The 14,842-nt window shown below is 63.4% G+C and carries 10 protein-coding genes; 6 read left to right on the forward strand and 4 right to left on the reverse strand.

The features are described 5' to 3' along the window. Window positions 1-126: 126 nt before the first annotated feature. Window positions 127-2,673, forward strand: coding sequence for a hypothetical protein (locus CDV46_RS26140; protein ID WP_087725984.1), 2,547 nt, complete (start codon window positions 127-129; stop codon window positions 2,671-2,673). 37 nt (window positions 2,674-2,710) lie between these two features. Here CDV46_RS26140 and CDV46_RS26145 read toward each other — a convergent pair whose 3' ends face one another. Both CDV46_RS26145 and CDV46_RS26150 read right to left on the reverse strand, forming a co-directional pair. After that, entirely contained in the window at window positions 2,711-3,538 is an 828-nt protein-coding gene (locus CDV46_RS26145; protein WP_058378827.1) for a family 1 encapsulin nanocompartment shell protein, read from the reverse strand. Next, the gene (locus CDV46_RS26150; RefSeq protein ID WP_087725986.1) at window positions 3,535-4,653 is read right to left on the reverse strand and encodes a Dyp-type peroxidase; all 1,119 of its coding nucleotides are present in this window, start codon (window positions 4,651-4,653) and stop codon (window positions 3,535-3,537) included. The genes CDV46_RS26145 and CDV46_RS26150 overlap by 4 nt, the downstream gene beginning before the upstream one ends. Window positions 4,654-5,066: 413 nt before the next feature. Here CDV46_RS26150 and CDV46_RS26155 point away from each other — a divergent pair, with 413 nt between their 5' ends. From CDV46_RS26155 to CDV46_RS26175, 5 genes are read left to right on the forward strand one after another with little or no spacing between them, the layout of a single operon-like run. After that, entirely contained in the window at window positions 5,067-8,222 is a 3,156-nt protein-coding gene (locus CDV46_RS26155) for an efflux RND transporter permease subunit (protein WP_087725989.1), read from the forward strand. Between the two features lie 13 nt (window positions 8,223-8,235). Next, the gene (locus tag CDV46_RS26160) at window positions 8,236-9,525 is read left to right on the forward strand and encodes an efflux RND transporter periplasmic adaptor subunit (protein WP_087688983.1); all 1,290 of its coding nucleotides are present in this window, start codon (window positions 8,236-8,238) and stop codon (window positions 9,523-9,525) included. A 53-nt stretch (window positions 9,526-9,578) separates the two neighbouring features. Further along, the gene (locus CDV46_RS26165) at window positions 9,579-11,042 is read left to right on the forward strand and encodes an efflux transporter outer membrane subunit (RefSeq protein ID WP_087726111.1); all 1,464 of its coding nucleotides are present in this window, start codon (window positions 9,579-9,581) and stop codon (window positions 11,040-11,042) included. 9 nt (window positions 11,043-11,051) lie between these two features. After that, entirely contained in the window at window positions 11,052-11,726 is a 675-nt protein-coding gene (locus CDV46_RS26170) for a heavy metal response regulator transcription factor (protein WP_039375692.1), read from the forward strand. Window positions 11,727-11,753: 27 nt separating this feature from the next. Further along, on the forward strand, window positions 11,754-13,250 hold the full coding sequence (locus CDV46_RS26175; protein ID WP_087725991.1) for a heavy metal sensor histidine kinase: 1,497 nt from the start codon (window positions 11,754-11,756) through the stop codon (window positions 13,248-13,250). On the opposite strand, the gene CDV46_RS26180 is transcribed toward CDV46_RS26175, so the two are convergent. Both CDV46_RS26180 and CDV46_RS26185 read right to left on the reverse strand, forming a co-directional pair. Further along, complete coding sequence (locus tag CDV46_RS26180) at window positions 13,212-13,793, reverse strand: hypothetical protein (RefSeq protein ID WP_087725993.1); 582 nt, start codon at window positions 13,791-13,793, stop codon at window positions 13,212-13,214. The two genes, CDV46_RS26175 and CDV46_RS26180, sit on opposite strands and share 39 nt — an antisense overlap. 103 nt (window positions 13,794-13,896) lie before the next feature. Further along, window positions 13,897-14,514, reverse strand: a complete 618-nt coding sequence (locus CDV46_RS26185; RefSeq protein WP_087688986.1) for a hypothetical protein — start codon at window positions 14,512-14,514, stop codon at window positions 13,897-13,899. Between the last annotated feature and the right edge of the window lie 328 nt (window positions 14,515-14,842).

The raw sequence follows: 14,842 nt of genomic DNA on the forward strand, positions 1-14,842 counted from the left end.
ACTCAAATCGCGTACACTTGGCGACGCACGATCCTTCTCCGTGCCTCCCCGTAGCTATCCCGCAGTTTGTCGATCGTTGTTGTCGGCGAGGGTCTTCCGTCGCCATGTGAACAAGGACGTTTCAACATGCAGACGCAGGACCAGGCGGCACGCCAGACACCCACCGACGCTCCCGAGCAACGCAAGGCGTCAGATCAGGCTGGCGAGATCACCGACAACAGGCCGGCGGCTGCCGTACAACGCCGTATCGATCAGTTGGCCGAGAACCACGTTGCCGACTCGTCACAGCAGCAACTCTCCCAAGCCATTCAGAACAGTCCGCGCATGCAGATGCAGCGGCAACAGCGCGACTCGACGATCGGCACGGCCAGTGCACCCCGCGCATCCGCAGGCGTGGTTCAGGCGCAATGGGATTCGACCGGGGTCAGTCCCGGCAATGGGCAGCAGATCCGCGCACTGGCAGCCATGGGGGAGAAATACATTCAGGCGGCATTCCGCAAGCTCACCGCCGGCTCCCCAGAGCTCGCCCGACGCTTCGAAGCCGTCGTCGGCGATGCCCTGACGGGCACCACTAAGCCCATCATCGACAAGCTGCTGCTCGATGCCTTCAACGACGGCGAAAACCACACGGCCGCGGAGTTGATGGCCATGGTCGAGGAGGCAGCGATCAAGTCTCCCCAGATCCGGGGCGCACATCAACAGACGCCTGCGTTGGCTGAGCGGCTCACAGGCTGGACGGATCGGCTTGGCAGGCGCGAGGACAAATCGTCGACCGCCATCACGAAGCGCCAGAAGGAACGTACTGCCACGGGCGCGTACCCCCTTCTGATGTTCACGCATACGGCCCCGATGGCCGAAGCCGACGATAACGACCACCATCAGGGCAAGGAGGTCTATCCGGCCGCAAGCAGCATGGATTACTTCCGTACGGGCGAGAATCGCCAAAGCCTCTACTTCACGACGCCGGGGACGAAAAAGCAAAAGCAGTACGTGTTCGTCAAATCCATCTACGACTTTTACAAAGAACTCGACGACTCGCTGACGTTCGACGACGAGAACACCGAGATCATCACGCCGGGTGTGATGTATGCCCATAGCGGTACGGGACGGTACCAGCATTCCGGCTATGGCTCGGAGGTCAATTCCTATGCCAAAGAAAAGTTGCTGAGCGCTGCGGGCAAACCGATGCGCGGCGAAAAGCTTGCGAAATCGAAAGCCACGTCGAGTCGTTATTTCGACACCCGTGATCCGGGACGAACCGCGGCCTATCTCGATGCCGCGAGCAACGTCGACGCAGAAGGTGAATTCTCGCAAACCTACGGGGCCACGATTCTCGAACATTGCCGCGCCATCGTGCAGGGACTGGCTGGCGTGCGCAGTACGCACTTTCGCATTGTGGTCGCCGACGAGCAAAGCGGCTATCTGACGTATCCGTGTCCCATCATCGAACCGGTGATCAAGGGCAAGAAGTCACCGACCAAATCCGACATCCTGCCGCACATGCAATTCATCATGACCGAGTTCAATGCGGACTCGAAGGTCAAGATGTATCAGCGCAACAGCTTCGGATTTCTCTATCCGGCGATTTCCGATCTGGAGCGGTCCATCCGCTTGTGGCCGGGGCAGCTCGACGCACCGTACTTCATCGCTAAGGTGAAAGAAGTGCTCAAGCGGTACGACGCTTGGGTGGAGCGCAGCGAAAGAGACGACGAAGAGGACGAAGACGCCGCGATCGAGATTGAAGCGCCGCGCGGGCATCCGTCGGCAGCCGTTGCGTCGGGCCGCACGCCCAATGCAACGCTCTATTCCACGTTGATCCGGGCGATGAGTTACATCCGCGGCGTTTGCCGCAAAGGCGGATTCCAACCGGGCAAGACACTGGATTTCGTCCAGCAGCGGCTGATTACCAATCTGACCAAGGGGCAGTGGCTGCTGCGTATGCGCCGCTACGACACTTATCTCGGCATGGATAAGGCAGATCTGTTTCTCGAGATTACGCAGGTCATTGAAAATCTCAATGAATTCGGGCTCCAACTGGTCGAATTACAAACCTGGGCACCGAGTACCGACGAGTTCATGAGCGTAGTGAAGCAAGGCTACAGCGCGGGGGCGCTGGCATCCGGGCACCACGTGACGGGGGCGGCGCTCACCCATAGCGGCATGCAGGCAGGGATGGTGGCCATGAACCTGCGCAAGAAGTCTACGTTCAGGCTAGGGCCCGCCTATTTCGAATTCCCGCGTGACGTGCTGAACAGCAAAGTGAGGAAGTCGGCTTCGCAGAAAAATACCCTGCACTACGACCCTGCCTACAACTTCACGCATCAGGCGGAGCTCACCACGTATCGGGCCGTCCCGTCGCATGGCGCGGACGATCTGTGTGCCATCATCGACATCACCAACGTCAAGCCGTCCGAGCTCCCGGGCATTCTTTCGCGGCACGCGGCGACACCGTCGATCTTCCTGTACGCCAGTCTTTCAAAACACTTCCAGTTCGGCATGGACCGGTTCACGCTGGGCCTGATTCTCGAACTCAACAAGACGGGTACGGTCGCGCCTGCACTCGGTTCCTATTCCATACCGGTGGAACTGATCCGGTATTTCATTCAGATGCAGGCGTCGCACAATCTGGGCTTCGAAGCAGAACTGGCGAAGGCGCTGGAGGAGGCACAGTAAAAACCGTGCCTCCTGCGCTGCAACGCCTCACTTCGTCTTACTTGGCCTTTGCCGTCTTGGCCGGTGCGCCCGGGGCGACCGATACGCTGGCTTCGGCCGTCAGCATCAGGAACGTGAACGTTTCTTCCAGATACAGACGGACCGTCTCGGCGGTGTGGTCGAGATAGCCGATCGACACGTCCTGACCAATGTGCATCTCGTAGTCGCCGCCACGCGTCGACACGATGGCACCGCCGTCGATCGCCGGGGCCCAGATGATTTCGCCGCTCACGATGTGACCGATGTGCTCGAGAATCGGGTAACCCTGATCGTTGGCTTCGGCCACGGCCGTGTAGGCATCCGCGCCCAGCAACACACTGTACGGACCATCGACACCCTCAAGGCGCAGTTGCTCCAGTGCCTTGGCGATGACGGTCGGGTAGTCGGCGATGCTCTTCGGCAACGGCAGCACCGGGTTCGACGTGCCTTCGCGCACGCCCGTGATCTGCGCAGCCTTGTAGCCGTCGAAAATGGCGCGGTCTTCGGCGTACGCCAGCTTGATGGCGGCGTCCTTCGCCGGCTGCCAGTCCGAATCGTTGGCGCCGCGCTCGACGTCGTCGATCGCTTCACGCGAGAGCTCGAACGGCACGCGCAATACCACCAGCGGCAACACGGTACGTTGACGCGCATCCACGCCCTTGAGCGGCGATGCGATCGACTTCTGATGCCCCGTGCCTACGCCGGCCAGCGCCAGACCGCCCGGCCCCTTGACGTCGACCACGCGGCGAGCCGCGACGGTGCGCTTGAACGTGCGGGCCACTTCTTCTTCGATCTGCTCCCATGCGGCGTTCGAAATGGGGGCCAGTTCGCGATGCAGGTTATTCATGCCTGAGAAACTCCTTTGAGCGATCCGATATTCAGCGAACCCGCCACCGGGGCGGTGCTCGCATTGGTGAGAGAGGAAACGGTAGCGTCGACCACGGCCGTGTTGCGCGCGTCGCGCGGCTGCGTGTCGATCAGCGTCTTGACGACGGGCGACTCGGTGGCTTCGGCCACCGGTTCGCGATCGGCCAGCTCTTCCAGCAACGCGGCCGACGGGACGAAGAACAACCCGCCCGTCACCGCCGTGCTGAAGTCGAGCAGCCGGTCATAGTTGCCCGGCGGCTTGCCGACGAACATGTTTTCCAGCATCTGCTCGATGGGCGCCGGCGAGCGCGCATAGCCGATGAAGAAGGTGCCGAACTCGGCAGAACCGGGCCGGCCGAACGGCATGTTGTCGCGCAGAATCTTGATTTCCTTGCCGTTTTCTTCCAGCGTGGTCAGCGCGCTGTGCGAATTGCTCGGCTTCACGGCTTCATCGAGCTCGACATCCGAGAGCTTGGTGCGCCCGATGATGCGCTCCTGCACTTCCACCGGCAGCGCATTCCAGCCGGTCATGTCGTGCAGATACTTCTGCACCAGCACGTAGCTGCCGCCAGCGAAGTCGGGATCTTCGTCGCCCATGACCGTGAAGTCGATGGCTTCCTGCCCCGTCGGGTTCTCGGTGCCGTCGACAAAACCGACCATGCTGCGCATGTCGAAGTAACGGAAACCATGCACTTCGTCGACCACGGTGACGGCATCGCCGAGCTTGTTCAGCATCAGCGTTGCGAGATCGAAACAGAGATCCATCTGGTCGGCACGAATGTGCAGCAGCACATCGCCGGGTGTCGCCGGGGCGTGCCGTTTGCCCGCACCGAACTCGCGGAACGGATGCAGCTCGGCCGGGGCCGGGTCGCCGAACAGGCGGTCCCACGCGTTGTCGCTGAAACCGACAACGCACGAGAGATTGCCCGACGGCACGCGCTTGCCCACGGCACGCACGTACGCGGCGGCATCGGCGCACCAGGCACGCACGGTCGCATGCGCAGCGGCGTCATCGCGAACGGTGGCGACGAGAAAAATGGCACTACGGGTGACGGTGCCGGAGACCGGCTGTGGTTCAGGGGGACGTTCAGTCATTGCTTTCCTGCTTGGGGCTGGGGTTCTCGACTGCGTCGCGCCAGCATAAGGACAGTCATTACCGGTGAAGGCACGCTGAACGCTATCGGGCGGCGACTTTTGGTGTGCCTGATTTATAACGCAACACACCGTAATATGCCACTCCCTTTGCACGCTCCTCGCGCAGAGCCTTGCCGGGCGGGCCTCGGCGGGTCGTTCGCCGGAATATGGCAATTGCGCCATTTTGGCGTCATTTTGGCGTTGGCAGTGCGCCACTACCATGGCGTCGTCCCGGGGCCCCGTCCGGTGCGCAGTCATGCGCGCCGGCAGACAACAAGGCCCTAGCCCGGACCGACGCTGCGCGCCCACAGGCTCACGGCCGTCGACCGGCCCTTGACCGTACGTCTGCGACTGCGCCCGAGCGCGTCTGAACCATGTGGATTGTTAACGTTGCGCTCAAACGGCCTTACACGTTCATCGTGATGGCCATCATGATTCTGCTCGCCACGCCGCTGACGCTCATGCGCACGCCCGTGGACGTGCTGCCGGAAATCAACATCCCGGTCATCAGCGTGATCTGGACGTATACCGGGTTGTCCGCCCAAGACATTGCCGACCGGATGATCTCCGGCAACGAGCGTGGCCTGACGACCACGGTCAACAACATCGAGCATATCGAGTCGCAGTCGCTGCCCGGTATCGGCATCATCAAGATCTTCCTGCAACCGACGGCCAACGTGCAGACCGCCATCGCGCAGGTGGTGGCCGTCGAGCAGGCGCAGGTCAAGCAGATGCCGCCCGGGGCCACGCCGCCGCTGGTAATCAGCTACTCGGCGTCGTCGATTCCCGTGATGCAGCTCGGCCTGTCGAGCCCGAGCCTCTCGGAACCCGCCCTCAACGATACGGCGCTCAACTTCCTGCGTCCGCAACTGGTGACGATCCCCGGCGCGGCGGTGCCGTATCCATACGGCGGCAAGACGCGCCTGATTTCCGTCGACATCGACTCGCGCGCGCTGCTCGCCAAAGGCTTGACGGCGCAAGACGTGGTCGCCGCCGTGAACGCCCAGAATCTGATTCTGCCGACCGGTACGGCGAAGATCGGACCGCGCGAATACAACGTGGACATGAACGGGTCGCCGCCGACGGTCGAAGGTCTGAACAATATCCCGGTGCGCACGGTGGGCGGTGCCACGACGTATCTGCGCGAAGTCGCCCACGTGCGTACGGGCTTCTCGCCGCAAACCAATATCGTGCGTCAGAACGGCCAGCGCGGCGTGCTGATGTCGATCATGAAGACCGGTGACGCCTCGACGCTGTCGGTGGTCGATTCACTCAAGGCATTACTGCCGGAAGCCCGCGCCGCCCTGCCCTCCGACTTGAAGATATCGGCGCTGTTCGACCAGTCGGTGTTCGTGAAAGCGGCCGTGCAGGGCGTGATTCACGAGGCGCTGATCGCGGCGGCCCTCACGGCCGCGATGATTCTGCTGTTCCTCGGCAACTGGCGCAGTACCTGCATCATCGCCATCTCCATTCCGCTGTCGATCCTGTCGTCGTTGCTCGCGCTGCATGCACTCGGCCAGACGATCAACATCATGACGCTCGGGGGGCTGGCGCTGGCGGTCGGTATTCTGGTGGACGATGCGACGGTGACGATCGAGAACATCGAGCGGCACTTGCACATGGGCACCCCACTGCACGAGGCGATTCTGGAGGGCGCGGGCGAAATTGCCGTGCCGGCGCTGGTCTCGACGCTGTGTATCTGTATCGTGTTCGTGCCGATGTTCTTCCTGACCGGCGTGGCACGTTACCTGTTCGTGCCGCTGGCCGAAGCCGTGGTGTTCGCCATGCTTGCGTCGTACGTGCTCTCGCGTACGCTCGTGCCCACGCTCGCCATGCTGCTGATGGGCAATGCGCATCACCCTGACCCGAACGCGAAGCCCGGCGTGTTCCGCCGTATCTACCTGCGGTTCGACGCCGGTTTCGAGCGCATGCGCGGCGCCTACATCGTGGTGCTCTCCAACTTGCTGGTCCGCCGCCGCATGTTCGCGCTAAGTTTCCTGGCGTTCTGCGTGCTGTCGATGGGGCTCGTGTTTGCGCTAGGCGCCGACTTCTTCCCGACGGTCGATGCGGGCGACATCCGCATGCACATGCGCGCGCCGACCGGCACTCGTATCGAAGAAACGGCGCGGCTGGCGGACGAAGTGGAAAAGGTCGTGCGCGAAGTCGTGCCCCCGAAGGAACTCGAGACGATTCTCGACAACCTCGGGCTGCCGTATAGCGGTATCAACCTCTCGTACAGCAATGCCGGCACGATCGGTACGCTCGACGGCGAAATTCAGATCGCCCTCAGCCCCGACCACAAGCCGACCGCCGGCTATATCGACAAGCTGCGCGCGATCCTGCCGCAACGCTTCCCCGGCGTGGAGTTTTTCTTCCAGCCAGCCGACATCGTCACGCAGATTCTCAACTTCGGTCTGCCCGCCGCCATCGACATCCAGATCAGCGGCAATCAGCAACTGGCCAATTTCGACATCGCGACGAAGCTGCTCAAGCAGGTGCGGCAGGTGCCGGGCACGGTGGACACCCATATCCAGCAACGCGTGAACGCGCCGACGCTGCACCTCGATATGGACCGCACGCGCCTTCAGCAACTGAACCTGAACGCGAACGCGGTCGCACAGAACGTGCTGATCTCGCTCTCGGGCAGCTCGCAAACGTCGCCGGGGTTCTGGTTCAACAGTCAGAACGGCGTGGAGTACAGCCTCTCTGTGCAAGCGCCGCAGTACCGCGTCAGCTCGATCGACGACCTGCTGCGCACGCCTGTGGCCGGCACGGCCAATAACGGTCAGCCGCAGTTGCTCGCCAACTTCGTGAAGGTGGTGCCGACCGAGCAGTTCGCGGTGGTGAGCCACTACAACATCCGGCCGGTGATCGACTTGTACGTGAGCGTGGAAGGCCGTGACCTCGGCAGCGTGGCGGGCGACATCAACAAACTCGTGGCCAAGGCCCGACAGGACCTGCCGCGCGGCAGCCAGATCGTGGTGCGCGGTCAGGTGAGCACGATGCAAAGTTCGTATCTGGGGCTGGGCGTCGGTGTGGCGATGGCCATCGTGCTGGTCTACCTGCTGATCGTGGTGAATTTCCAGTCGTGGGTCGACCCGCTCATCATCGTGAGCGCCCTGCCCGCCGCCCTTGCCGGCATTGTCTGGATGCTGTTCCTGACCGGCACGCGGCTGTCGGTGCCGGCTCTCACGGGCGCCATCATGACCATGGGGGTGGCCACCGCCAACAGTATTCTCGTGGTCGCCTTCGCCCGGCAGCGCATGGAATCGGGCATGGCGCCGCTCAAGGCGGCGCTGGAGGCCGGTGCGGGCCGTATCCGGCCGGTGCTGATGACCGCGCTCGCCATGATCATCGGCATGGTGCCGATGGCGCTGGGTCTCGGCGAAGGCGCAGAGCAAAACGCGCCGCTGGGACGCGCCGTGATCGGCGGCCTGATGTTCGCTACGGTTTCGACACTGTTCTTCGTGCCGCTCGTGTTCGCCGGGATTCACACCCGCCTCGCGCGTCGCAAAAAAATTGCTTCTTGATGGGTTGACTGACATGACCGAGAAACATCACGCCGAACTGGCCCTTCCCGAGCACGACCCGGCCGACGGACGGCAATTGCCGCCGCGCAAGGGCGAATTCCGCCGCGCCAAGATCGCACTGATCGTCGTGGCCGTGCTGCTGATCGCCGGTGCCGCCCGCACCACCGTGTCGAACGCCCTGCAACGGCGCGACGTCGCCAACGTGACGGTGGAGAACGCCAAACAATATGTGAGCGTCGTCACGCCGGAGACCACGTCGGCCAGCGAAACCCTGCTGCCCGCCACGTTGCGCGGCGCGGTCGAATCGCCGATCTACGCCCGCGCGACCGGCTATTTGCTGCGCCGCTACGTCGACATCGGTGCCCGCGTGAAACAAGGTCAGTTGCTGGCCGATCTCGATACGCCGGAAATCGATCAGGAACTTGCTCAGGCCATCGCCCAGCGCAACCAGATCAACGCAAGCCTCGGGCTGGCGAAGTCGTCACTCGATCGTTGGCAGCAACTGCGCCAGCGCGACGCCGTCTCGCAGCAGGAGCTCGATGAGCGCCAAAGCACCTACACACAGGGCATCGCCAATCTGGCCGCCGCTGACGCCAACGTGAAGCGCCTGCAACAACTCGAATCGTTCAAGCGCATCGTGGCGCCGTTCGACGGCGTGATCACACAGCGCAATGTCGACGTGGGCGACCTGATCGACGCCGGTAGCGGCACCAGCCGTGCGCTGTTCTCGCTCGCACAGACCGACCCGTTGCGCGTCTACGTGCAAGTGCCGCAGGCCTATGCACAGGGCGTGACCGTGGGTCAGCCCGTGGTTGTGACGCAGGCCGAACTGCCCGGCGAGCACTTCCAGGGCAAGATCACACACGTGTCCGGCGCCATCGACGTGGCCACGCGTTCGCTGCAAATCGAAGCGTCGCTGCCCAACCCGGACGGCAAGCTTCGCCCCGGCGCTTACGTACAACTGGCGCTGCCGAGCGCGGCGCGTGCCCATCTGAGCGTGCCGTCCAACGCGCTGCTGTTCCGTGCGGAAGGCCCGCGCGTGGCCGTGGTGGACGATCAGGGCGTGGTGCATCTGCACAAGATCGTGATCGCTCAGGATCTGGGGCAGTCGCTGGAACTGGCCGACGGCGTCGCACCGACGGACCGCGTCATCATCAACCCGAGCGACTCCATCGACGACGGCGACCACGTGCAGGCCAAGGCGCTGGCGGTCAAGGCCGCACCGGGCGGCAAAGCCGGTGGCAAGCCCGCCGAGAAGTCGGAAGACGCGGCTAACGGTAAGGCGCAAGGAGCGCAATCGTGATCGCCAGCGAACGCATGGGTCCGGCGTCGGCGATACGGCAGCGCGTGCCTCGCATGACCGATGGCCGCAGTCTGCGGCTCGGTGCCGTGGTGCTAGGCGTCGCCACACTGCTCAGCGCCTGCGCCGTCGGGCCGGACTATCAGCGCCCCGAAGTCTCCACGCCGCCCGACTGGAAAACCGACAGCTACTGGCGGCTGGCCCAGCCGTCACACGCGCCGTTGCAGCCCGACTGGTGGACCTCGTTCCACGAGCCCGCGCTCGACGACCTCGAGAAGCAGGCACTGGCGCAGAGCCAAACGCTGGCGGCCGCCGTCGCCCATTACGAACAGGCCCGGGCAACGCTTGCCGGCACGTCCGCGCAACGTCTGCCGGAAGTCGACGCGTCGTTCGGGCTTGCACGTCAGCGCATCTCGGCCAACCGCCCGCTCACGAGTTATTCGTCGTCGATGATGTCGACGGTGCAGAACAACGTTCAGCTCGGGCTAGGTGTGAACTACGACACCGACCTGTTCGGACGCATCCGCCGTCAGGTCGAAGGCGCGCAGGCATCGGCCGAGCAGGCTGGCGACGATCTTGCCAACGCCCGGCTGGTGCTCACCACCCAACTCGCTACGGCCTACTTCCAGTTGCGTGCGCTCGACGCCGAGATTCACGTGCTCGACGAGTCGGTCAAGTTGCAGCAGAAGGCGCTCGACTATGTCAGTGCACAGCACGATCTGGGCGCGGTCTCCGGGCTCGATGTGTTGCAACAGCAGTCGGAACTCGACACCACGCGCGTGCAGGCCAAGCTGCTGCATCAGCAGCGCGATCAGTACGAACATGCGATTGCCGCGCTCGTCGGCGTTCCCGCCCCGGCATTCTCAGTGCCGGTCGGCACGCTGACCGACGCGCTGCCAGGCATCCCGCTGGGGGTGCCGAGCGACGTGCTGCAACGGCGCCCCGACATCGCGTCGGCCGAACGGGCCATGGCGGCGGCCAACGCTCAGATCGGCGTCGCCAAGGCCGCCTTCTTCCCGAGCCTGATGCTCAACCCGTCCATCGGCTGGCAAGCGACGGACTTTGCCAACCTGCTCTCCGCGCCCAGCCTGCTCTGGACGCTGGGCACGGCGGCCTCGCAAGTCATCTTCGACGGCGGACGCCGGCAGGCCAGTGTGGATTACGCGAGCGCCGGATATCGCGCGGTTGAAGCCAACTACCGCCAGACGGTACTCACCGCCTTCCAGCAGGTGCAGGACGGTGTGACCGGCCTGTCGGTGCTTGACGGTGCGGCGCACGAATCCCATGCGGCAGTGGTCGATGCACAGCGCTTGCTGAGCCTTGCCAACGACCGTTACTCGGGTGGCCTGACCGCCTATCTGAGTGTCATTACGGCACAACAGAGTCTGCTCGCCAGCGAGCGGCAGGATGTGCAGATTCGCGGGCAGCAACTGGTGTTGTCGGTTGCGTTGGTCAAGGCGTTAGGCGGCGGATGGCTGCCGTCGGATTCATCCACTGACTCGTATAATGCGCAAAGGTGAGGTGACGACATGAAAGTACTGATCGTTGAAGACGAACATAAGGTAGTGGACTATCTGCGCTCGGGGTTGACCGAGCAAGGCTGGGTGGTCGACGTCGCGCTCGATGGCGAAGAAGGCACCCATCTCGCGCTGGAGTTCGACTACGACGTGATCGTGCTCGATGTCATGCTCCCCAAGCGCGATGGCTTTGCTGTGCTCGGCTCGTTGCGTGAACGCAAGTCGACGCCGGTCATCATGCTGACGGCCCGCGATCACGTGAACGACCGCGTGCGCGGCCTGCGCGAAGGGGCCGACGACTACCTGACCAAGCCGTTCTCGTTCATCGAACTGGTCGAGCGCCTGCATGCACTCGCGCGCCGCACCCGTGTGCAGGAATCCACACTGATTTCGGTCGGCGACCTTTACGTCGACCTGATCGGACGCCGCGCCACGCGCGACGGCCAACGTCTGGATCTCACCGCGAAGGAATTTCAGCTGCTCTCCGTACTCGCCCGTCGTCAGGGCGACATTCTGTCGAAGACCGCCATCACCGAACTGGTCTGGGACGTCAACTTCGACAGCCACACGAACGTGGTGGAGACAGCGATCAAACGCCTGCGCGCCAAGCTGGACGGCCCCTTCCACACCAAGCTGCTGCACACCGTGCGCGGCATGGGTTACGTGCTGGAGGTGCGCGAGGCGTAAGCCGAGCGCATTGCCGCCGCGCTCACCATGGTCAAACACTCGATCTCCCGCCGGCTCGCCGCGATGTTCGCGGTGGTGGCGCTATCGGTGTTCGCGCTGGTGGGCACCGCGCTATATATGATGCTGCGCGTGCAGTTGGAACGGCACCTGCGCGAGTCGCTCGACGATCGCGCGCAGATCGCGCACATCATCGTCTATCACGGCGGCACGCCCGAGAAGTGGCAGATCGTGCGCGAGAAACTGAGTGACATGACCCCGCGCGACGGCACGACGACCTACGCCGTATCAAGCGACGACCCACGGTTTACCTTCGGCACCCCCGTGGGCGGCATGTTCGTGAAGCGGCTATCGAACGGCTACGTACGCCTGCGCCCTGACGGCGGCGGCGACGACATGCTGACCACTCGCGAAATCTTGCCGCCCTACGGCGCGCGCCCGGCCGTGACGCTTCAGGTGTCGGCCAGCTACTCCCCCAACGAGCGCACGCTGCGCGCCTTCGGCCTCGGACTCGCGGCGCTGTCGGCGCTCGGCAGTCTGGGTGTGCTGCTGCTCAGCTACTCGGTCACGCGACTCGGTCTTTCACCGCTGACACGGCTCACGCGCGAAGCCTCGCAAATCAGTCCGGACAACCGCTCGCAGCGACTGGATACCCGTTCGCTGCCGGTCGAACTCGACGATCTCGCCCATTCGTTCAACGGCGCCCTCGCCCGGCTTGACGGCGCGTACGAGCGGCTGGAATCGTTCAACGCCGACGTCGCACACGAGTTGCGCACGCCGGTAACCATCCTGATCGGGCAGACCGAGGTGGCGCTCACGCGCGACCGGCCGGTCGAAGACCTCCGTGCCCTGCTGCAATCGAATCTCGAAGAACTGGGCCGCATGCGCACGATCATCAACGACATGCTGTTCCTTTCGCGGGCCGATCAGGGCGAGCGGGCGACGGGCCTGACGGGCGTGTCGATCGCGAGCGAAGCCGCGCACACGCTGGAGTTTCTGGAGATTCCGCTGGAAGAGGCACAAGTGGCGGCGCGGCTGCATGGCAGCGCCTTTGCCCATGTGAACAAGGCACTCGTGGGGCGCGCTGTCGCGAATCTGGTGATGAACGCCATCGAGCATTGCGCCCCGGGCGCCACCATCGACGTGCGGATATCGCAACCGGCCAAATCAGCACACGACGCCGATCAGGTGCGCATTGAAGTCGCCAATCCGGGCGCGCCGATTCCGCCCGACGTGCTGCGGCATTTGTTCGACCGCTTCTACCGCGCCGAACCGTCGCGCACCAACAGCCGCGAGAATCACGGGCTGGGGCTGGCCATCGTCAAGGCCATCGCCGAAATGCACGGCGGCACCGTGTGGGCACACAGTGCGGGCGGCCTCAATACGTTTGGTTTCTCGGTGTCGAAGGGACCGGCGGCACCTGTCGACCCGCTGGGGACGGGCCCCATGGCACAGGCGGGCCCGGCAAGTCCGGCAGTCGCTGGTTCGTCAGAGGCCCTGCCGACCGTGGTTGCCCGCTCGCGATAGGGTCTGCGGCGCAAAGCCGGTCAGCGTTTCACCCAGCGCTTCGCGCGCATAGGCAGCTGCGACAGTCATCTGTGCGAGCCGCGCCCGCAACTCCAGATTCTCCCGTTCCAGATGTTGTACGCGCCGCATGGCATCGGCCACGTCGGCACTCGCATGCCCGTGGGAGAGTTGGCCTTCAGGCAGGGCATCGAGCAATGTCATGGCCCTCGCCAGGTTTTGCTCAAGCTGCTGCGCCCAGACGGAATGGGCATTGGCGGGCAACGATGCCGATGTCGGCACGGCCGGCATTTCGTAGGCGGTGCGCGCACGAACGATGGCCTTTTGCACGGTGCCGGCACTCGGCCGTCGGGCCACACCGGCCAACCCCATCAGCTTCAGATACGTCTGCGCACCGTAAATGCGATGTGCGGCAGACCAGGCGTCGTGCAGGAAAGCGTCGAGAAAGGCCGGATTGTTATGGGGATTTGCCGTGTCCGCGTCGCGGGCGGCGGCGAGCAATGCGGCGTATGTCGCATCGTCAAATTTAAGAGCGGACCGTGCCATGGCGACCTCCGGTCGTGGGCGCTTGCCGTTTGGGGGGATCAGGCGCCGGTCGTGGTGTCACCGGCGCCCAATGGTCAAACCGACTGATCGTCCGCCGCGTGTCTTACGGCTTGGGAGCCGGCGGCGGCGGCGGCGGAGCCCACTTGCGCTTGGCATCCGGGTCTTGCGTCACGGCCACGGCAATCGCTTCGGTGTAATCCACATTGACGGAATCGCCCACCTTCACGCCATTGAGCAGCGAGGGGTCCTGCACGGCGATATCGACGGTGCGCTTCGGACCGCGCAGCGTGATGACGTTGGCCGTGCGGTCGATCTTCTGCACGGTCGCCACGACCTTGATGTTGCGCGCCGCATCGGCAGCCGGACGATTGCCCGGCGTGGCACGGTTCGCTTCTTCAGTGACGACGCTGCTGCGAATGCCACCGCCCGGTGCGACCGAGATGGCAATCGCCCGCTCATACGCCACCACCACCTTGTCGCCCTTGCGCATCTGCTCGAAGTTTCTCACTTCGGGCCCGACCACGAAGGTCACCGGTTTGCCGTGATCGTCGGCAACCTGAATGGTGCGGTTCTTGACGTCCACGCCAAGCAGTGTCGTTCGGAACTCGACGACACCGCCGCGCACGATCGGTGCGGGCGGGGGGGCAGCCTGCGTTTGTGCATAGGCGGCCTGCCCCAGCGACAACAGACCGGCCAGAATCATCGCTTGCGTGAGCTTCATGGTGTGTCCTTTTTGTTATCGCCGAATGAGAATCCGTCATTCGAATTCGGCAAATAGTTAATTATCCGAAACAAATTTCCGATGACCGGCGACCTGCGCCAATTACCGAATGTTTCACGGCGATAGTAACAAAATAATTCATTTCGGCAAGATAATTTTGTTTTGCATACCAAATACCGTTAGCCACCGGATAATTAAAATTACCCACCCCCCGACCTCGCCAAGCCTACAGGCCTTGAGCCCCATAGCCTCCATTGAATTTCGTTGATGAAAATCAATAAACCATTCATGCATGGACGATAAGTACATACCCATTTTCAATCAAATT

Origin of the sequence: Pandoraea sp. PE-S2T-3 (assembly GCF_002179965.1) — a bacterium.
Classification (GTDB): domain Bacteria; phylum Pseudomonadota; class Gammaproteobacteria; order Burkholderiales; family Burkholderiaceae; genus Pandoraea.

Excerpts from the sequence above, each read along its gene's own strand:
- CDV46_RS26140 (WP_087725984.1), top strand. The coding sequence starts at position 127 with ATGCAGACGCAGGACCAGGCGGCACGCCAGACACCCACCGACGCTCCC.
- CDV46_RS26145 (WP_058378827.1), bottom strand. The coding sequence starts at position 3,538 with ATGAATAACCTGCATCGCGAACTGGCCCCCATTTCGAACGCCGCATGG.
- CDV46_RS26150 (WP_087725986.1), bottom strand. The coding sequence starts at position 4,653 with ATGACTGAACGTCCCCCTGAACCACAGCCGGTCTCCGGCACCGTCACC.
- CDV46_RS26155 (WP_087725989.1), top strand. The coding sequence starts at position 5,067 with ATGTGGATTGTTAACGTTGCGCTCAAACGGCCTTACACGTTCATCGTG.
- CDV46_RS26160 (WP_087688983.1), top strand. The coding sequence starts at position 8,236 with ATGACCGAGAAACATCACGCCGAACTGGCCCTTCCCGAGCACGACCCG.
- CDV46_RS26165 (WP_087726111.1), top strand. The coding sequence starts at position 9,579 with ATGACCGATGGCCGCAGTCTGCGGCTCGGTGCCGTGGTGCTAGGCGTC.
- CDV46_RS26170 (WP_039375692.1), top strand. The coding sequence starts at position 11,052 with ATGAAAGTACTGATCGTTGAAGACGAACATAAGGTAGTGGACTATCTG.
- CDV46_RS26175 (WP_087725991.1), top strand. The coding sequence starts at position 11,754 with ATGGTCAAACACTCGATCTCCCGCCGGCTCGCCGCGATGTTCGCGGTG.
- CDV46_RS26180 (WP_087725993.1), bottom strand. The coding sequence starts at position 13,793 with ATGGCACGGTCCGCTCTTAAATTTGACGATGCGACATACGCCGCATTG.
- CDV46_RS26185 (WP_087688986.1), bottom strand. The coding sequence starts at position 14,514 with ATGAAGCTCACGCAAGCGATGATTCTGGCCGGTCTGTTGTCGCTGGGG.